The organism is Muribacter muris, from assembly GCF_001038205.1.
GTDB classification, from domain to species: Bacteria; Pseudomonadota; Gammaproteobacteria; order Enterobacterales; family Pasteurellaceae; genus Muribacter; species Muribacter muris.
Map to the genome: position 1 here is coordinate 1 of NZ_JWIZ01000019.1, position 20,288 is coordinate 20,288.

Below are 20,288 nucleotides of genomic sequence, written 5' to 3' on the forward strand. Positions count from 1 at the left end.
CTCCGCTGCCGCTTTCTTATCTGCCGCATCTTTCGCCAGTTTTTCAAGCTCTGCTTTTTCTGCCGGGTTGATCGCACCGTCTTCTTTCGCTTTCGCTAATGCATCTTCCGCTGCTTTTTGTGCTTTTTCAGCTTCTTCAACTTTCGCTGTTGCATCTGCTAGTGCCGGATTATCCGGTTTACCGTCGCTGTTCGCATCGTTTACGTCCGGTACGGTGATTGGTTTCAACGCATCTACACGATCTTGTAAACCGTCTTTACCTTCTGTACCTGCCGGTAATGCTTTCACTGCTTCGTCCGCTGCCGCTTTCTTATCTGCCGCATCTTTCGCCAGTTTTTCAAGCTCTGCTTTTTCTGCCGGGTTGATCGCACCGTCTTCTTTCGCTTTCGCTAATGCGTCTTCCGCTGCTTTTTGCGCTTTTTCAGCTTCTACTACTTTGGATTCCGCTACTGATTTAGCATCAACAGGAGTAGTTTTACCTTTGCTACTACCACTACTTGCTGCGATAGCAATTCCTGCTCCTAGAGGTATTAATGCTAACAACCACCAAGGATTAAATGCCCAAAATGCACTGGATAATTCATCCCCGCCCAATGCTTGAGGTGCAAGAGTTTGATCAGCTAAGACGCTCACTGCATCGCTTTTTATTCCTGATTCAGGAACATATGGATAGACATTACCATTTTCATGCTGACCAATTAATAAATTACTTACATTTTCTGTATTTTCATCACCATAATATCCTTTAATAAGGACATCCGGATTCATATCGCCATCTTCTAAAAAGATTTTTAAATCTTTTCCTTCACGCTTAACGATAATATTTTCCGGACCTAAACCGGTTTGGTTATTTATCAATTGATAATTTGACTTATCTCTTGCATCAATAACCAACAGATCACCCTGATTAATTTGGTGACTGGCTACGACTTTTTTTGCACTTAATACTTTTAAAGTTGCTGACATGGGATGTTACTCCTTTGAATTGATAACTTACTTATTACCGTATACAGTAATTTCTACTCTACGATTAGGTTGGTTACACTCTTGCTTTGCTTTACCTTTTAAAGCTTCACAATGAGTTACAATTGGCTGACTCTTGCCATACCCCAATGCATCAATTTGAGCATTAACTCCAGCATTAATCAATGCCATTTTAACCGTTTCAGCACGTTTTTGTGATAAAACTTGATTATAATGCTCTGAACCTGATGGATCAGTATGACCTGCTACCGTAATTTTAGTTACAGAACCTAGTGTAGGAATGCGGTTTGCAAACTCTGCAATACTCTTTTTACCTGCAGGCAAAATATCTTGGTAACTAGATTTATTAAACGCAAATAGAGCACTTGCATCTAAAGATTCATTAGCTAGAACCGAAAGACAATGGCGAGGCGCTATAACACGAGATAGGGTCTGATTTACCTGTGGTAAATGAGAGATAGCATTCTGTGCATCTTGGCTATTTACTTTTACAAAGCTTAATTTACCATTAGACTCTTGAACTAGCTTTATATAAGTAACTTCTTTAGATGGAAAAGTATGCTGAACACCATCCTTTCTATTACCAAATGTAGATGCTGAACTAAATGATGATGACAACAGATTTTTGTCTGCACAAACTGCTACCGGGCTTAGCGCATTTGGTAAAAGCGATGCTTGATAAGCACCATTTACAAATACATTCACAGCAGGACCTTGAATATCATCTTGACGATAAAACACAACTAAAGCATGTTCATCACCAAGATTCTTCATACTTATAGTTGAAGTTTTAAAGTTTTCCCAAGCTTCAAGCGGTTGATTTCCAACCCTTGATGTTGAACAAGCACTGAGAGCTAAAGCTAAACTCGCACACAGTAATGTTTTTTTCATATAAATTCTCCAATAACTTTGTATGGCATTTTCACGTTAGTTATTAACTAACCTAGAATAGCCCTATATACTAAATACTAACAATAAAATAGGGCTAGATCAGAAGTATATATACTCCTGATGTAGCACTACTTCCGTATAAGAGACTAAATCCAATTAAATTAATTTTGATAAACCTATTCTTCTAATAAAAAACCAACGTATAACTAATAGTAAATCTATTGTATCACTTTTGTTACATTTTCATCAAACAAAAATTACCCTATTTTTGAAAATGCAGTCCATTGCGTTACTACTCTAAGTCTAGACTAATATATTTTAACAAAAATGCCTAACTAGATACGAATCAAAAATAAATCTAAGTGTATTGTACGTTTAGACTTTATCTAGAACAATTTTATCATTAAAAATACAAAAAAAACTCAATTCTTGAAGAACATTACAATACACTGTATGTGTATAATAATTAACTTGGCATAGAAACTCTACGTTAATAACAAAATATTTCCCCAAACCAACCGCTTGTCATTGAATAGAATTTTGATACCTAACAAATTTAGACTACGCAAACGTTTTCTTTTTTTGTAGAATAGTCATTTATCTCGACTAATCCATTTTTGAGGTGCTTATGGTTGATGCCATCATTATCGGAATTATTGTTTTTTCATTATTAGTCAGCCTTTGGCGGGGCTTTGTCAGCGAGGTGCTATCTCTTGTCGGCTGGGTCGTTGCTTTCTTTATCGCCAGCAAATTTTATCCGTATTTAAGCGGCTATTTATTGCAAATTAACTCTGTTTATCTACAAAACTCGGAATACCTTCGCAACGGCATTGCCGCTGCTATTTTATTTGTTATCACACTAATGATTGTCGGCATTGCCAACGCACTATTATCCCAATTAGTAGATAAAACCGGCTTAACCGGTACCGATCGGGTACTCGGTGCTGCATTCGGTGTTTTACGTGGCATTTTCATTGTGGCGGCAATTTTATTTTTTATTGATACCTTTACCCAATTCAGCCAAAGTGAATTGTGGAAAGAATCGCAACTGATTCCCCATTTCGACTTCATTGTGAAATGGTTTTTTGAACAGCTTCAAGCAAACTCCAGTTTTCTCAAATCGACCAATTAAGAGGTAATTATGTGCGGCATTGTCGGCATTATTGGCAATACGCCTGTTAATCAGGCAATTTATGATGGTTTAACCCTTTTACAACATCGTGGGCAAGATGCAGCAGGCATTGTAACCATTGATGACGAAAACCGCTTCCGGCTGCGTAAAGCCAACGGGTTAGTCAGCGATGTGTTTCGACAAGAGCATATGTTGCGCTTACAGGGCAATGTCGGTATCGGGCACGTCCGCTACCCAACGGCGGGCAGTTCCAGCGTATCGGAAGCGCAGCCTTTCTATGTAAACTCGCCTTACGGCTTAACCCTCGTGCATAACGGTAATTTAACCAACAATGCCGAACTCAAACAGATGCTATTCACCCTTGCCAAACGCCACGTGAATACCAATTCCGATTCCGAATCCTTACTCAATATCTTCGCTCATTACCTCGATCAATACCCGAATGCGCTTACCCCTCAAGATATTTTCGATACCGTCCGCCAAACCAATAACGTCATCAAAGGCGCTTATGCTTGTTTGGCTATGATTATCGGCTACGGTATGGTGGCATTTCGTGATCCGTTCGGTATCCGACCGCTTGTACTGGGTAAACGTGAAATCAACGGCAAAACGGAATATATGTTTGCCTCCGAAAGCGTGGCACTTGATGTCGTCGGCTTTGATTATGTGCGTGATGTACAACCGGGCGAGGCAATCTACATCAGCTTTGACGGGCAATTCCACTCTGCCATTTGTGCGGATAATCCGAAGCTCAACCCGTGTATTTTTGAATACGTCTATTTTGCCCGTCCGGACTCGGTAATTGACGGCGTTTCCGTCTATGCGTCCCGTGTCCATATGGGGCGTTTACTCGGTGAGAAAATCGCACGGGAGTGGCAAACGGAGCTTGCCGATATTGACGTGGTTATTCCGATTCCGGAAACTTCAACGGATATTGCCTTGCAAATTGCCAATGTACTGAACAAGCCGTATCGACAGGGTTTTGTCAAAAATCGCTATGTGGCTCGTACCTTTATTATGCCGGGACAAGCCCAGCGTAAAAGTTCGGTACGCCGTAAACTAAACGCCATTGCGACCGAGTTTACCGGCAAAAACGTGTTATTGGTTGATGATTCCATCGTACGTGGCACAACCTCCGAGCAAATCGTGGAAATGGCACGGGCAGCCGGTGCGAAAAAAGTCTATTTTGCCTCTGCTGCACCGGAAATCCGCTACCCGAATGTGTACGGTATCGATATGCCGACCTGCCAAGAATTAGTGGCTTACGACCGCACTGCTGAACAAGTAGCAGAAATGATCGGCGTAGATAAATTGGTTTTCCAAGATTTAGCGGACTTGTTTAAATCAGTGCAAATTGAAAATCCGGCAATCCACAATTTCGATGCTTCTGTCTTTACCGGCGAATACATTACCGGTGATGTCGATTGTGCCTATCTTGATGCCGTCGCCAACGCCCGCAACGATAAGGCAAAAGCCAAACTCGCTGCTCAAGCAACCAATTTGGAAATCCACAACGAAAGATAGCAAAACGCACCGTGCAAGCGGTGCGTTTTAGGTGATATTTTACAAAATCGGCAGTTCTTGCCGATTTCTTTATTGCTTATGCGGCAATTTTTTCCAAGTTACTTCATTGCGTAAATAAACCGGTTCAATCTCAAGGGCGGATTGCGTCCGACCTTGTGTTGCCTGCGCCAATGCAAGCGGTAGCATATAACGTGCCGAAGGCAAAGTAATATCGCTGACTATCACCCCTAAATCCGCAGAGGCAAACGCAGGGTATGCCGCCCAGCCTGTGCCGACAACAGTTGGATTACGTTCCTGTCGGATCTGTGCGATCGCTTTTTCAGGCGCGCAGACCTGCTCCGGTATAATGTCCTGCCAACCGTCTGCCGTTTTGGTTAATTGGGTAAAATAGACTTCGTTCATTCGGGCATCAATTAAAGCAACCACCTCCGTAGCACCGAGTGTTTGATAAGCCTGTTCCGCCATTATATGTAAGTTGGATAACGCCACCACCGGCAAATCCGCGCCCATTGCTAAGCCTTGTGCAATCCCTACGCCGACACGCACACCGGTAAAACTGCCCGGCCCACGTCCAAAGGCTAAGTAATCGACTTGACGAAGATCTATGCCGGCTTGTGTCAGTAATTCATCGACCATCGGCAAGATGCGTTGCGTATGGCTACGAGGGCTAAGTTCATCCATAAAAGTGTGCTGTCCCTGATGCAATAATGCCACCGAGCAGGCTTCTGTTGCGGTATCTAACGCAAGAATGGTTGTCATATTTTGCTTATCCGATCATATTTTTATATCTATAAGGGACGCTAATGCGTCCCTGCTCATCAACTGCAAGCGGTTTGTTTCTCACTGTTTTTTGCAAATCAGCGGCTTTTTTGACGGCGTTGCTCAACGGCTTCTGCCAGTTGGAATAGCGCCTTTTCGCTATCTTCCCAACCGATACACGCATCGGTGATACTTTGCCCGTACACCAATGGTTCACCTGCGACCAGATCCTGCCGTCCTTCAACCAAATGGCTCTCGATCATTACACCGGAAATAAAGTGCGAACCACCGGCAATTTGGGCGCACACGTCCGCACACACTTCCATTTGACGTTTGAACTGTTTTTGGCTGTTAGCGTGGCTGAAATCAACCATCACGTGTGGGCGGCGACCGGCTTTCTCAATATCGGCACACACTTTCGCCACAGATTGCGCATCATAATTCGTGCCGTTATCTCCTCCCCGTAAAATAATATGGCAGTCAGGATTGCCGACAGTGGAGACAATCGCTGAATGACCAAACTTGGTAACAGACAGGAAATGGTGCGGTGATTCCGCCGAAGAAATCGCATCTAAGGCGATTTTCACACCGCCGTTTGTACCGTTTTTAAAGCCTACCGCACAGGATAAGCCGGAGGCTAATTCACGATGCACTTGCGATTCAGTCGTTCTTGCGCCGATTGCTCCCCAGCTCATAAAATCCGCCACATATTGCGGTGTAATCATATCCAAAAACTCACCGGCAGCCGGTACGGTCAGATCGTTAATATCCGATAACACCTTACGGGCAATGCGTAAACCGTCATTTAACGCAAAAGTTTCATTCAGATACGGGTCGTTAATCAAGCCTTTCCAGCCGACTGTGGTGCGAGGCTTTTCAAAATAGACCCGCATTACAATTTCAAGATTTCGGGCAATATCCGGATTAGCACGTAACGCTTTAATTCTTTGCGCATATTCAATCGCCGCTTTGGGATCGTGAATGGAACAAGGTCCGATCACCACCAATAAGCGATCATCTTTACCGTGAATAATATTGTGGACGGCAGTACGGGTTTTCTCTACCGTATCCGCAGCGACCGTACTTGCCGGACAACTTTCAATCAATGCCACTGGCGGTAATAATTCTTCGATGCTGTTAATCCGAATATCGTCATTTCTGTACATTTTGCTTCCTCATTATTATAAAAATATCCGTGGGTAATGGGGATTGTTAAAATACAACGCCCCGCTAATTAAAGTAGAAGAATTGGCGGGCATTATCAATCAATGATTAAAGGTGTTACACACACTCGGATTGCCCGATTGTAGCCCCTTTCTAAACCACGCCAAACGCTGTGCCGATGAACCGTGGGTGAAACTGTCCGGAATGACTCTGCCTTGACTTTGTTGCTGCAAACGGTCATCGCCGACCGCTTCGGCAGCTAAAAAGGCTTCTTCCACATCGCCCGCCTCGAGTTTACCTTCACGCTGAATTTGGTAGCCCCATACTCCCGCAAAACAATCTGCCTGTAATTCGACATTCACCGAAATTTGATTAGCGGCTTTTTGGCTGGTAGCATTGCGTTGCGCCCGCTGTGTTTGCTGGGTGATGCCCAATTTATTTTGGATATGATGCCCGACTTCGTGGGCAATCACATAGGCAAATGCAAAATCCCCTGCCGCACGCAATTTGTGTTTCATATCATCATAAAAGGCAAGATCGAGATAAATTTTCTCATCGGCAGGGCAGTAGAACGGCCCCATTACCGACTGCCCCGTGCCACACGCCGTTCCCGTTGCTCCACGGTATAACACTAAGGTCGGTGCTTGGTAGGTCATTCCGTTTTGCTTGAAATAGTCACCCCAAATTCGCTCGGTCGTATAAAGCACTTTGCGGGAAAGCGTATTCAACTCTTGCTCTTCGGCACTGGCAATGTGTGGCTGTTGCTCGTACTGCCCTTCGCCAAAATTGACTATACCGGACAGATCCACCCCATAATACGCCCCGACCAATAAGATAATAAAGCCTAAAATTCCACCTTTACGCCCACCAACCAGTCGGCGACCGCCCGATTGACCTCGGCGATCTTCCACATTGCGACTTTCTCTTTCATTTTCTAAACGCATATTGGTTTCCTTCTCTCATTGTTTTGTCAATTTTCAGCCCGAACCGACCGCTTGTAGGGTCAGCGGGCGAGAATTTCCCGTTTACCACGGCTATCCTGTGCAGACAAGATCCCCTCGGCTTCTAGCTGATCAACAATTCTGCCGGCACGGTTAAAACCTAGTTTAAAGCGGCGTTGAATACCGCTGATGGAGGTAATTTCCGTGTCTATCACAAATTGCACGATCTCATCAAACAGCGGATCGAGATCGCCGCTATCCCGCTCATCACCATTATCGTTATCATTTGAGGCGGTGATATTCTCAATATACGCCGGTTTGCCCCTTGCCCGCCAGTTATCCGCAATGCGATTGACCTCATCATCGGTCATAAACGCCCCGTGGACACGCACTAATTCCGGACTACCGTTCGGCGCATATAGCATATCGCCCCGTCCCAACAGCGACTCCGCCCCGCCCTTATCTAAAATAGTGCGGGAATCAATTTGGCTCGCCACCGTAAAGGCAATTCGACTTGGAATATTGGCTTTGATCACCCCCGTAATCACATCAGTGGACGGACGCTGCGTGGCTAAAATTAAGTGAATGCCGACCGCCCGCGCTTTCTGGGCAATACGCATAATATAATCTTCAACCTGTTTACCGGCAGACATCATTAAATCGGCAAATTCATCGACCACCAACACAATATAGCTCATTTTTTCCAACGGCGGCGGCATTTGATCCATTGTATCGCCCGGTCGCCAAAGCGGATTTGGAATCGGAATGCCCATTTCTTCGTTCGCCTTTTTAATCAAGCTGTTATAGCCCTCGATATTCCGCACATTAACGCTACTCAACAACAAATAGCGGCGTTCCATCTCCTCAACCGCCCAGCGTAGCGCATTTTCGGCTTTTTTCATATCCGTTACCACAGGGGTGAGCAGATGCGGAATATCGTTATACACCGACAGTTCGACCACTTTCGGATCGATCATTATAAAACGGACTTGATCCGGCGTGAGCTTGAACAACAGGCTCAGGATCATCGTATTCACCCCAACGGATTTACCGCCGCCCGTTTGCCCTGCCACCAGCAAATGCGGCATTTTCGCCATATCGACCACGATCGGATTACCGCTAATATCTTTGCCCAATGCCATTGGTAAAATCGCTTCGGAACAGCGAAACGCTTCGCTCTCCAACACATCACGCAACCAGACAGTTTCACGCTGTCGATTTGGCGCTTCAATGCCAATATAAGGCTTGCCCGGCACGGCTTCGGTAATCCGAATCGCTTTAAAAATCAACGAGCGGGCTAAATCACTGCCAAGGGCAGCAATTTTTGCCGCTTTCACCCCCGCCGCCGGCTGAATTTCATAACGGGTTACCACCGGCCCGACTAACACATCTTCCACGGTGGCTTTAATACCGAAATTTGCCAGCTCCTGCTCAATTCTCGCCGAAGTTTCACGAATTTCCTGCTCGGTAATTTGTTGCGGAGCAGCCGGACTAGGATTGAGTAAATCCAACGTCGGTAACGGGGTAGTCGGCTTCTCCACCGTTTTCTGTCGTTCCAACAACGGGTGAATTAAACTGCTGCCATAGCCTTTCGGGTAACTCGCTTTCGGTTTTGCTTCGGTTTCAGCAAGCGTTTCCACCGGCTCAGGTGGTGCGTTTCGCCCCAAAGTTTGCAAAAAAGAGGGCTGCGGCTCGGCTTTTTCGTGAGGCATACTCACACTCGGCGGCGACAACGGTTCATCTAATGCCGTTTCCATACTCGCTCTATTTAGTTCGCTTTGTCCTTCTTCATTCACTGTTGGCGATACCGCCACACTGCTCGGATTTAGCCGTACCTGTGGCATTGTCGGTTCGGATAACGGTTCGATAGTATCCTCGGTCTCAACAGCGATTGGCGAAGTGTGAACAGGCAGAGGTTCGACATCTGACACGCTGACTTTCGGTAACGGCTGCGGATTTTCCAACTGAAACCTTGACACATCGGTCAGATTTTGAGGTATTTCACGGTGCATTACTGCTGTCGGCTCGGCAGGTTTTTCCGCCGTTTTTAAGCCGATAATCTTCGGACGAGTGATAAAGTTCGACACATCGGTTAAGCCTGTTTCCGCTGTCGGTGGGGCAATATCGGTATCAACATTTGGTATGACAAGCGGTGTGTGATCGTCATTTTTTTGCAACGTGGCTTCCGGCGGTGCAGGCTCAGTCTTTGTTTGATCTTTTACTTCCGTCAGCCAATGATAAAAACGATTGAATAACCCCCATAATAATTGACCGGAGCAAAAATAGAAACCGACCGAAGTCAGCACCATTGCGATAAGCAAGATCCCAAACTGACCGAGCCAATCGCCAACGAGATCGGCTAACACGCCCCCCACAACCCCGCCGGATAAATAATAGGCAGAGTTGGCAAGCAACACATTTGCCAAGCCTGCCAAGCCGCACATCAACAATAAGAGGCTGACAAACCACAGGCTCATTGCTTGCCACGTCAGTTGTTCGGCGTCCCCCATTATCAGAAGATAACCCGCGGTGAACGTTAAGGCAAAGGGAAAGATAAACGCCACTTTGCCGAACATTGACTGGAGCAAATCAATCAGCCACGCCCCCAAACTGCCGCTTTTATTCAGTACGTCCTGCGTTGCACTGCTCGCCACCGACCAGCCGTTATCCAGCGGGCTGTAACTCGCCCAAGCAACAATTAAATAGAGCCCCGCTAAGCCCGTTAGCAAGAGGGCAAATTTAATGACATTTTGCTTCCCTTTTAAATGTGCGATCACTTCACTTCCTTACTTTAATAATAAATAGTTGGTTTGTTTGACCTCTTCCATTACCACATAAGTGCGGGTATCGTTTACGCCCGGTAAACGCAGCAAGGTTGTGCCGAGTAATTTTCGGTATGCCGCCATATCTGCCACTCGCGTTTTGAGCAGGTAATCAAAATCGCCGGACACCAAATGGCACTCTTGAATTTCATCTAACTGCTGCACTTCACGGTTAAATTCTTCAAACACATCCGGCTTACCCCGCACCAGCGTAATTTCGACAATCACTAATAACGGCGCTTCCAGTAATTCGGGGTTGAGCAACGCTTTATAGCCCATAATCACATTTTGCTTTTCAAGGCGTTTGACCCGTTCAAGACAGGGGGTCGGGGAAAGCCCGACCCGTTTCGATAATTCAATATTGGACATTTTGCCGTTGCGTTGTAATTCGTTCAGAATTTTTAAATCAATGGCATCAAGGGCTTTCGGCAGTTTTTTATGTTCCATTTTACGACCTTTTTAGCAAATTTCTCTAACGGGCTATTCTACCGAGATAAATTTACAAGGTCTAAAACTATTTGCAAAAAAAGACAAAAATCCAACCGCTTGCACGATTGGATTTGAGAAAGAACCGCTAATTTAGCCCGCAACCTGCGGCAAAATGCCGTTTTGCATTAAGAAAGGAATAACCATAATGATGACGCCCATCACAAACGCCACAATAAGTGCGGCATTACCGCCGGCAACACGATAAGGCAAATTCGGGTGTAATTGGCGGGCTTTCCACGCTAAGCCAATCGGCAAAATTAAACCATAGAACGCAAACAATAACCCTGCCCAGCCGAGCGCATAAATGAAGCCGTCCGGATAGAACATTGCAAATGCAAGGGGCGGGATAAAGGTCAGCGGTGTCAGCACGCCACGGGTGTTCGGCAGCTCAAAGCGTTTCAGCAAATCGCCCACGCCTTCAAAAATGCCCATCGCAACCCCTAAAAACGAGGTAATCAATGCCAATGCAGAAAAGATACGCACCATTTCACCTAAAATCGTGCTGCCGGTAATATGCGAGGTCGCTTTCACCAAGCCGTTCAAGGTTGGATCTTGGCTTAACAGTGCCACAAATTCCGATTGTGTCAGCACACCGTGGGTAGCTAACTGCCACAAGACATAAGCGACCAACGGAATGAGCGTGCCGACTAAAATCGCTAAACGAATTTTCTTAATATCGGCCTCTAGATAGCTGTTAATACTGCCCATAATGACGTGGAAACCGTAAGAGGTGAAGAAAATCGGCACGGCGGAGATCACCAATAAATTATCAAGAGGTACGGCGGTTAAATTCTCCAATTTCGCTTTTGGAAGCATCATCAACAACACAAATACAAAAGCGACAATTTTGCCGATAAACAGCAGGCGGGTTAAACCATCAACACTTTTAATCCCGACCACGACAAACGTCCCTAAAATCAGGGTAAACAATAAAATACCGACTTTGAGGGTGGTTTGTTCGTCAATAATCTGCGGTAATAAGCCGGACAGTAGCGAACCGCCCCCCGTAATATAGGCAGACAATAACGCATAGAGCAACACCAATAAGCTAAAGGTTGCCAACACCCGCCCGACAATGCCGAAATACTGCTCCGCAAGTGATGCCACGCCCACATCTTGCTGCCGAGCGGTTTGATATACTTCCATAAACAGCAAGCCTGTATAAGTCAGCAATAGCCATAAACCGACCAAAAGCACCAACGTCATTCCAAAGCCCATTCCGGCTGAGGTGAGCGGCATTGCCAGCATACCAGCACCAATTGTCGTTCCGGCAATCATCAAGGCACTGCCCAAGATTTTATTTTTCATACGTCCTCCGATTAAAATCGGCAGCATTTTAGCAAAGCCAAAACAAAATGTAACGAAAAATTTTCACTGTAATAAAATTATTACATTTATGTCAGTTTATGCTGACAAAAAAGCGGTCGGTTCATTGCAGTTTTTTGCAAAAACCGACCGCTTGTACTAAGCGATTTGAACAATAGCGGTGTTTAGCCGACCACTTTTGGTAATAAACCTGCTTCAGTTAAGAATGGGACGATCACGATAAAGACACCGATCACTAATGCGATGATTAAAGCTGTCGAGCCGCCTTTTACCCGATAGGCTAAATCAGGGAATTGTTGGCGCATTTTCCACACCATTGCAATTGGTAAGACGATCGCATAGAAAGCAAACATTTGCCCTGCATAGCCTAAGGCGGCAACAAACCCCTGCGGATAGAAAAGTGCAAAAGCAAGGGGCGGTAAAAAGGTTAAAAGACCTAATGAAGCCCGACCTGCGTTGATGTTCACCCGTTTAAGCAGATCTTCAAGGGCTTCAAACAAGCCTAATGCCACGCCTAAGAATGAGGTAATCAATGCCAATGCCGAGAAAATGCGCACCGTACCGCCGATAATCGCACTGTCGGTTGCTGCACTCACGGCGGTGGCTAAGCCGTTTAGGGTCGGATCTTTATCTAAAATGGCTAAAAATTCCCCTTGGCTTAGTACGCCGTGAGTAGCCAACTGCCATAGAATATAGGCAACCAGCGGAATTGAGGTACCGATAAGAATGGAGATTCGCAATGCTTTTACGTTACCGTCCAAATATTTGTTCAAACTCGGAATTGAGCCGTGAAAGCCGAAAGAGGTGAAAAAAATCGGGCTGGCGGAAATGATCAATGCGTTATCAATCGGGATTTCCAATAAGTTCTCAAACGACACTTTCGGTAACAATAAGCAAAGCACGAGCAGAAACGCCAAGATTTTAGTGGTAAACAACAGGCGGTTTACCACATCAACACTGCTCGTACCGATAATAATAAATGCGCCAAACACGAGGGTAAACAGCAATCCGGCAACGCGGGAAGTCGTTTCCGCATCTACAATGGTCGGCAGGAAAGCGGCAATAATCGAACTACCGCCGGACACATAGGCGGAAACTAGAGCATATAAGAAAATAATCAGAACGGCGGTAGAAATCACCCGCCCGAACGTGCCGTAATATTTCTCCGCTAAAGTCCCGATACCGGCATCACTGTCAGCATTTTGATACAGTTCGACAAATAATAACGCACTAAAACATAATAATAACCAAAGGGCGATCAACAACACAATGGTCAAACCAAACCCAATCCCTGCGGAAGTGAGCGGCATCGCCAACATTCCCCCGCCAATTGTTGTACCGGCAACAATCAAAGCACTGCCTAACGTTTTATTCTTCATAAGCACCTCTAAACCAAAAAATCAGCGGTATTCTAGCAAACAATAAAACGATATGTATAGTTATTTTTACAATGTAATTTTATAAATACAGCATTTTGCAAGAAATAGAAAAAAACCGAGCGCTTGCTCGGTTCTTTGGCTTAATAGATGACTATTTAAGATCTGCTTGGCTATCAGCTACGGAATCTTCCAACGGTGAAGGGCTTTCTTCGACCGTCTTTTCCGGCGTTCTATCCGCTGAAGACGGTGGCGGATTATCGTTATGATCCTGCCAACTTGCCGGCTCTCCAACTGGTTTACGTTCCATTAAGTTTTTAATTTGCAGCATATCAATGGTTTCATATTTCATCAACGCGTCTTTCATTGCGTGCAGAATATCCATATTGTCCACTAATACTTGTCTGGCTCGTTCATAGTTGCGATCAATAATTTTACGCACTTCCTCATCAATCAGCTTCGCCGTTGCTTCCGACACCACTTTCGGCGCACCGAAGCCCTCTTCCTCTTTGTATAAAATCGGCCCGAGATGCTCGGAGAAACCCCATTCTGTAACCATACGGCGGGCAATATTAGATGCCACTTGAATATCGCTTGATGCACCGGTTGAGATATTTTCCTTGCCGTAAATTAACTCTTCCGCCAAGCGACCGCCGTAGGTACTGGCAAGTTTGCCTTCCAGTTGTTTTTGGCTGATACTGATTTTATCCCCTTCCGGCAGAAAGAAAGTTACCCCTAACGCCCGCCCGCGCGGAATAATGGTAACTTTATGCACCGGGTCGTGCTCCGGCATTAAGTAACCGACAATGGCGTGTCCTGCCTCGTGATAAGCGGTCGAAATTTTTTGCTCTTCGGTCATAATCATTGAGCGGCGTTCCGGCCCCATATTGATTTTGTCTTTCGCTTTTTCAAAATCGTTCATCGTTACGACACGTTGATTCGCTCGCGCGGAAAACAATGCCGCTTCATTCACTAAATTGGCTAACTCTGCGCCCGAATACCCCGGTGTACCACGGGCGATAATCATCGGATCGACATCCGGTGCAAGCGGGACTTTCTTCATATGTACTTGCAAAATCTGCTCACGTCCTTTAACGTCCGGCAAGCCAACCATCACTTGACGGTCGAAACGTCCCGGACGGGTTAAGGCGTTATCCAGCACATCGGAGCGGTTGGTTGCCGCAATCACAATCACGCCTTCCGAGCCTTCAAAGCCGTCCATTTCCACAAGCATTTGATTGAGGGTTTGTTCGCGCTCATCGTGCCCGCCGCTAAAACCGGCACCGCCACGTTTGCGCCCGACCGCATCAATTTCGTCAATAAAGATAATACAAGGTGCGTTTTTCTTGGCTTGTTCAAAGAGATCCCGCACACGAGACGCCCCGACCCCGACAAACATTTCGACAAAATCCGAGCCTGCCATTGTAAAGAACGGCACTTTTGCTTCACCGGCGATCGCTTTTGCCAGTAAGGTTTTACCCGTTCCCGGCGGGCCGACCATTAAGATGCCTTTAGGGATACGTCCGCCTAATTTCTGGAATTTGCTCGGATCACGCAAGAAGTCCACCACTTCCGCCACTTCCTCTTTAGCTTCGTCACAACCTGCGACATCGGCAAAGGTGGTCTTAATTTGATCCGGTGCCAACATTTTCGCCTTGCTTTTGCCAAAGCTCATTGCTCGACCGCCGCCCCCTTGCATTTGGCGTGTCCAAAATACCCAAAAACCGATCAGCACAATAAGCGGAAACCAAGAAATTAAAATTTGTGAGAGAAAACTGCGACTTTCTGCCGGTTCGCCGGTAATCACCGCATTGGTGTTGGCGAGATCATCCATTAAAGAGCGATCATATATCGGCATCACGGTTTGGTATTTTGTGCCGTCTGTCCGTGTTACCGCAATCACATCATCACTGCGTTTAAAATCCACCGTTTTAAGCCGATCATTTTTAATATCACTTAAAAACGTGGAATACGCCGTATTTTCCGAGCTGTTAAATCCCGTGTTAAAGCCTTGAAATGCAGTCATCAACGTGATGCCAATCACTGCCCAAAGCAAAATATTTTTAAACATATCGTTCAAGGCTTTACCTCTTATTTTTACTAAAAAATTCCGTTCAAATTACCACAAATTCGCCACGCTGACTAGGCTATCCTTTATAGCCTGTCGCCACAATATACACTTCTCGAGAGCGATCCCGTGAGGCCTCCGGTTTACGCACCTTCACGGTACTGAATAACGCGCGTATTTCACGCAGATAGTCGTCAAACCCTTCGCCTTGGAACACTTTGACCACAAAGCTGCCTTTTGGTGCTAACACTTGGCGGCACATATCCAAGGCTAACTCAACCAAATACATAGCCCTTGGAATATCGACTGACGGCATTCCGCTAAAATTCGGAGCCATATCAGACATCACCACCTCTACTTTTGCTTCACCGACCCGCTCTAATAGCGCATTTAATACGCTCTCTTCACGAAAATCGCCTTGTAAAAAATCAACCCCGACAATCGGGTTCATATCTAAAATATCACAGGCAATCACCCGCCCTTTGCTGCCGATTTGGGTTACCACATATTGCGACCAGCCGCCTGGTGCTGCCCCTAAATCGACCACTGTCATTCCCACCTTAAATAGACGATCAGTCTGCTGAATTTCGTCCAATTTAAAATAAGCACGAGAGCGCAATTTTTGCTTATGCGCCTTCTGTACAAATTGATCTTTAAAATGTTCCGCAAGCCAACGAGAGGAACTTGCACTGCGTTTTCTACCCATTTTGTCTATTAACACCTCATTTTAGGGCAGATATAATAAGGCTGAAATCCCTAATTTCAAGGGAAATATGTGATTTTCCAGCTAAACTTGCCGAGAAATTTGCAAAAAATACGGCTGATCCGACCGCTTGTATTTCCCGAAAAATCAAAAATTCGCTATAATTCGGTCGTTTCGGCTCATAGAGCCACTACTAATGAACGAAAAAGAGGAACTTTTTATGGGCTTTTTAGCTGGAAAACGTATTTTAATTACCGGTTTGGCAAGCAACCGCTCGATCGCTTACGGCATTGCCAGCGCAATGAAGCGTGAAGGGGCAGAACTGGCATTTACCTATTTAAACGATAAATTAAAAGGGCGTGTTGAAGAATTTGCCAAAGAATTTGGTTCGGAAATTGTCTTACCAATGGATGTTGCCACAGACGAGAGCATCACGGAATGCTTTTCCGCCCTTGGCAAACATTGGGAAAAATTTGACGGTTTCGTGCATTCCATCGGCTTTGCCCCGGCAGATCAACTAGACGGTGATTATGTCAATGCCGCAACCCGTGAGGGCTTTCGCATCGCCCACGACATCAGTGCTTACAGCTTTGTGGCAATGGCGCAAGCTGCCCGCCCAATGCTCAATCCAAACTCGGCATTGCTCACTCTTTCATACCTTGGCGCAGAACGGGCAATTCCAAACTACAACGTAATGTGTTTGGCAAAAGCCTCCCTTGAAGCCAGCACTCGTGTAATAGCAGCGGATTTAGGCAAAGAAGGCATTCGGGTAAACGCTATTTCAGCCGGCCCAATCCGCACTCTTGCAGCCTCCGGCATTAAAGATTTCAAAAAAATGTTGGCGACCTTTGAAAAAACAGCACCGCTACGCCGCACCGTTACGATTGAAGATGTGGGTAACTCCGCCGCTTTCTTGTGTTCCGATTTAGCCGGCGGGATCACCGGTGAAGTCGTACACGTTGACGCCGGTTTCAGCATTGTCGCAATGGGCGATTTAGGCGCAGAATAATTTAAAATACACAGACAAGCGGTCGATTGTTGTCAATTTTTTGCCAAATTTCACCGCTTGTTTCTCATTTTTCTACTTTTAATTTAAACCTATGTTTCAAAATAACCCGCTTTTAGCCCAACTCAAACAACAGATTGAAGCCAGTAAAGAATATGTGGAAGGCACGGTCAAAGCCTCCGATAAAAGCTACGGCTTTTTAGAATGTGAAAAGAACACCTATTTCATTCCGCCACCGGAAATGAAAAAAATTATGCACGGCGACAAGGTGCGAGCTGTCGTTAAACGGGACGGCGACAAAGAACAAGTGGAGATTGACTCATTGCTTGAGCCGATGTTGAACCGCTTTATCGCCCAAGTCAAATTCAACAAAGACAGCAAATTGCAATTAGCGGTCGATCACCCCAGCATTAAGTCATTTATTCCCGCCAATACGCACAAAAAAATCACGCAAAAACTGACGGAAAACGACTGGGTGGTGGCACAATTAAAAACGCACCCATTGCGTGATGACCGCTTTTTCTTTGCGCAAGTTACCCAATTTATCTGCTCCGGCACGGATAATTTTGCGCCGTGGTGGGTAACTTTAGCACGCCACGAGCAGCCACGAGAGCCGGTTAAAAGCGAACCAAACTATCAACTACACGATGAATTACCACGAGAAGATTTAACCTCGCTCTACTTCACCACCATCGACTCGCCAAGCACGCAGGATATGGACGATGCCCTTTATATTGAGCCGATAATGGCGGGAGAAGGACAAAGCGGCTGGCGTTTAGTGGTCGCGATTGCCGATCCGACCGCCTATATTCCGCTCAATTCCGAGATTGAAAAAGCTGCCCGCCAACGCTGCTTTACCAACTATCTGCCGGGCTTTAACATTCCGATGTTACCTCGTGAGCTGTCAGACGAACTTTGCTCGCTTGTACCGAACAAAAAACGTCCGGCATTGGTCTCCTATATTGAAACGGATCTTGCCGGTAACGTTACGGGCGACACGAGTTTCGTTTCAGCGTGGATTGAATCCAAAGCCAAATTAGCTTACAACGATGTGTCTGATTTTATTGAAAAAACCGAGCAGCATTGGACACCGGATCAGCCTGAAACACAGCAACAGATCGAATGGCTACATCAATTCACCTTAGCGCGCATTGAATGGCGACGTCAAAATGCCTTGCTCTTCAAAGAACAGGGCGACTACACTTTCGAGCTGAACGAAGACGGATCGGTGAAAGATATTCAGGTGGAATACCGCCGTATCGCTAACCAAATGATCGAAGAATCAATGATTATCGCCAATATGTGTGCGGCACAATTTTTAGATCAGCACGCTCACACCGGCGTATTCAATACCCATTCCGGCTTCGATCAAAAAAATCTCGAACCGGCAAGAAAATTCCTGCTCGACACCCTCGCCAATGAGCAGAACCAAGCCGAACTAGCCGCACGCTACTCAGTCGAGCGGTTAAGCACATTAGCAGGCTACTGCGAAATGCGCCGAGATATTGAGGATTTTCCGGAAAATTTCTTAGAAATGCGCCTCCGCCGCTATCTGACATTTGCCGAATTTAAATCGCACTGCGCACCACATTTGGGATTAGGCATCGCCCACTACGCCACTTGGACATCGCCAATCCGCAAATACGGCGATATGGTTAATCACCGCCTCATCAAACAGGTGCTACTCGGACAATTACCAACGCCGGTGAATGAGGATATCCTCACCCGCCTGCAAGAAGCCCGCAAGCAAAACCGCTTGGTTGAACGGGATATCGCCGACTGGCTCTACGCCCGCTACCTCGCCCCAATGGTCGAGCAAAACACGGTATTTGAAGGGGAAATTCACGATGTTTCCCGTGGCGGATTGCGTGTGAAAGTGCTGAAAAACGGTGCTTCACTGTTCGTGCCATTCTCAACGCTTCACCCGAATAAAGAGGAAATCCAGTTCAACCCCGAAGCGCTTGCCCTTTACATTAAAGGCGAAAAAGCCTACCAAATCGGGCAAACGGTTAATGTAAAACTCAAAGAAGTACGGATTGAGACCCGCTCTATCGTGGGCGAATTGGTGATTTAACGGCACAAGCGGTAACTTCTCTCCCCAACTTTGCAAGGATACAAAATGGCAACTTACATTATCGGCGATCTACACGGCTGTTTTGACGAATTTCAACGTGTTTTAAAACAGGCAGATTTTGATCCTAACCAAGACGAACTCTGGCTGACGGGCGATTTAGTCGCCCGTGGCGAACAGTCTTTGGAATGTCTACGTTTTGTAAAACAACTCGGCGAGCGGGCAACGGTCGTGCTCGGTAATCACGATCTGCATTTACTTGCCACCTTGCAAGGCATCAAGCCTGTCAAAGCAAAAGATAATGTGGAAGCGATATTTAATGCTGAAGATCGGCTCGAATTGCAAACTTGGCTGAGAAACCGACCGCTTGTTGCTCAACATCCAAAACATCGATTTATTATGGCGCACGCCGGTATTAGTCCGCAGTGGGATCTTGCCACCACCCTAGCCTGTGCAAGAGAGGTGGAAAGCGTCTTGCAAAGCGACCATTTTGCCCAACTGCTCGCCCAAATGTATTGTAATGAGCCGACTCGATGGTCGTCCGATTTACAAGGCATCGATCGGATACGTTACATTATTAACGTCTTCACCCGAATGCGTTTTTGCTACGCCGACAACCGATTAGACTTCGACTGTAAACTCCCCGTAGAACAAGCCCCCGAAGCACTAAAACCTTGGTTTGAGCTGCCTAATCCGCTCTACCAAGAACAGACTATTTTCTTCGGACATTGGGCAAGTCTTATCGGCTACCCGACACCTGCCAATATCTACGCACTGGATACCGGCTGCGTGTGGGGCAATCACCTCACCCTATTGCGGTGGGAAGATAAACACATTTTCACCCAACCACGCATTTATTCACCAAAATGATTTAAAAACAATCACTTGAATAAAAGGTACTTGCATTCCCCCATCTTTCTGATAAAATAGCCCACGTTTTCAGGCACTATGCGACCGTAGCTCAGTTGGTTAGAGCACCACCTTGACATGGTGGGGGTCACTGGTTCGAGTCCAGCCGGTCGCACCACTTCA

16 protein-coding genes and 1 tRNA gene are annotated in these 20,288 nt (G+C 46.0%); 6 read left to right on the forward strand and 11 right to left on the reverse strand.

Translation table 11 applies throughout. The features are described 5' to 3' along the window. The coding region (locus RO21_RS03505) for a GA-like domain-containing protein (protein ID WP_047976418.1) at nucleotides 1-966 on the reverse strand (966 nt) is incomplete at its 3' end. A 27-nt stretch (nucleotides 967-993) separates the two neighbouring features. Continuing rightward, nucleotides 994-1,875 carry an OmpA family protein gene (locus RO21_RS12085; RefSeq protein WP_053067701.1) on the reverse strand — a complete coding sequence of 294 codons (882 nt, stop codon included), beginning with the start codon at nucleotides 1,873-1,875 and terminating at the stop codon, nucleotides 994-996. A 628-nt stretch (nucleotides 1,876-2,503) separates the two neighbouring features. On the opposite strand from RO21_RS12085, the gene RO21_RS03515 reads away from it, so the two are divergent. Both RO21_RS03515 and purF read left to right on the forward strand, forming a co-directional pair. Then, entirely contained in the window at nucleotides 2,504-3,007 is a 504-nt protein-coding gene (locus tag RO21_RS03515) for a CvpA family protein (RefSeq protein WP_047976419.1), read from the forward strand. A 9-nt stretch (nucleotides 3,008-3,016) separates the two neighbouring features. Further along, complete coding sequence (purF, locus tag RO21_RS03520; protein ID WP_047976420.1) at nucleotides 3,017-4,531, forward strand: amidophosphoribosyltransferase; 1,515 nt, start codon at nucleotides 3,017-3,019, stop codon at nucleotides 4,529-4,531. A gap of 69 nt (nucleotides 4,532-4,600) precedes the next feature. Here purF and tsaB read toward each other — a convergent pair whose 3' ends face one another. The 9 genes from tsaB to rlmE form a co-directional block, all read right to left on the reverse strand. Further along, complete coding sequence (gene tsaB / locus RO21_RS03525) at nucleotides 4,601-5,290, reverse strand: tRNA (adenosine(37)-N6)-threonylcarbamoyltransferase complex dimerization subunit type 1 TsaB (protein WP_047976421.1); 690 nt, start codon at nucleotides 5,288-5,290, stop codon at nucleotides 4,601-4,603. 98 nt (nucleotides 5,291-5,388) lie between these two features. After that, entirely contained in the window at nucleotides 5,389-6,456 is a 1,068-nt protein-coding gene (gene aroG, locus RO21_RS03530; protein ID WP_047976422.1) for a 3-deoxy-7-phosphoheptulonate synthase AroG, read from the reverse strand. A gap of 99 nt (nucleotides 6,457-6,555) precedes the next feature. After that, on the reverse strand, nucleotides 6,556-7,398 hold the full coding sequence (ypfJ, locus tag RO21_RS03535; RefSeq protein ID WP_047976423.1) for a KPN_02809 family neutral zinc metallopeptidase: 843 nt from the start codon (nucleotides 7,396-7,398) through the stop codon (nucleotides 6,556-6,558). Nucleotides 7,399-7,457: 59 nt separating this feature from the next. Next, nucleotides 7,458-10,172, reverse strand: a complete 2,715-nt coding sequence (locus RO21_RS03540) for a DNA translocase FtsK (RefSeq protein WP_047976424.1) — start codon at nucleotides 10,170-10,172, stop codon at nucleotides 7,458-7,460. Between the two features lie 9 nt (nucleotides 10,173-10,181). Continuing rightward, nucleotides 10,182-10,664: a leucine-responsive transcriptional regulator Lrp gene (lrp, locus tag RO21_RS03545; protein WP_047976425.1), complete on the reverse strand. Its 483-nt coding sequence runs from the start codon at nucleotides 10,662-10,664 to the stop codon at nucleotides 10,182-10,184. Nucleotides 10,665-10,796: 132 nt separating this feature from the next. Further along, the gene (locus RO21_RS03550) at nucleotides 10,797-12,014 is read right to left on the reverse strand and encodes an aromatic amino acid transport family protein (RefSeq protein ID WP_047976426.1); all 1,218 of its coding nucleotides are present in this window, start codon (nucleotides 12,012-12,014) and stop codon (nucleotides 10,797-10,799) included. A gap of 182 nt (nucleotides 12,015-12,196) precedes the next feature. Further along, a complete protein-coding gene (locus tag RO21_RS03555; RefSeq protein WP_047976427.1) occupies nucleotides 12,197-13,411 on the reverse strand; it encodes an aromatic amino acid transport family protein in 1,215 nt (404 codons plus the stop codon). Nucleotides 13,412-13,562: 151 nt separating this feature from the next. Further along, nucleotides 13,563-15,479 carry an ATP-dependent zinc metalloprotease FtsH gene (gene ftsH, locus RO21_RS03560; RefSeq protein ID WP_047976433.1) on the reverse strand — a complete coding sequence of 639 codons (1,917 nt, stop codon included), beginning with the start codon at nucleotides 15,477-15,479 and terminating at the stop codon, nucleotides 13,563-13,565. A gap of 76 nt (nucleotides 15,480-15,555) precedes the next feature. Further along, nucleotides 15,556-16,182 carry a 23S rRNA (uridine(2552)-2'-O)-methyltransferase RlmE gene (rlmE, locus tag RO21_RS03565; RefSeq protein ID WP_047976428.1) on the reverse strand — a complete coding sequence of 209 codons (627 nt, stop codon included), beginning with the start codon at nucleotides 16,180-16,182 and terminating at the stop codon, nucleotides 15,556-15,558. A 217-nt stretch (nucleotides 16,183-16,399) separates the two neighbouring features. On the opposite strand from rlmE, the gene fabI reads away from it, so the two are divergent. The 4 genes from fabI (at nucleotide 16,400) to RO21_RS03585 (ending at nucleotide 20,283) form a co-directional block, all read left to right on the forward strand. Then, nucleotides 16,400-17,188, forward strand: a complete 789-nt coding sequence (fabI, locus tag RO21_RS03570; protein ID WP_047976429.1) for an enoyl-ACP reductase FabI — start codon at nucleotides 16,400-16,402, stop codon at nucleotides 17,186-17,188. 91 nt (nucleotides 17,189-17,279) lie between these two features. After that, nucleotides 17,280-19,259, forward strand: a complete 1,980-nt coding sequence (locus RO21_RS03575; RefSeq protein ID WP_047976430.1) for an exoribonuclease II — start codon at nucleotides 17,280-17,282, stop codon at nucleotides 19,257-19,259. A gap of 45 nt (nucleotides 19,260-19,304) precedes the next feature. Beyond that, entirely contained in the window at nucleotides 19,305-20,126 is an 822-nt protein-coding gene (apaH, locus tag RO21_RS03580; protein WP_047976431.1) for a bis(5'-nucleosyl)-tetraphosphatase (symmetrical) ApaH, read from the forward strand. Between the two features lie 80 nt (nucleotides 20,127-20,206). Further along, nucleotides 20,207-20,283: transfer RNA gene (locus RO21_RS03585), tRNA-Val, on the forward strand. The last annotated feature ends 5 nt before the right edge of the window (nucleotides 20,284-20,288 follow it).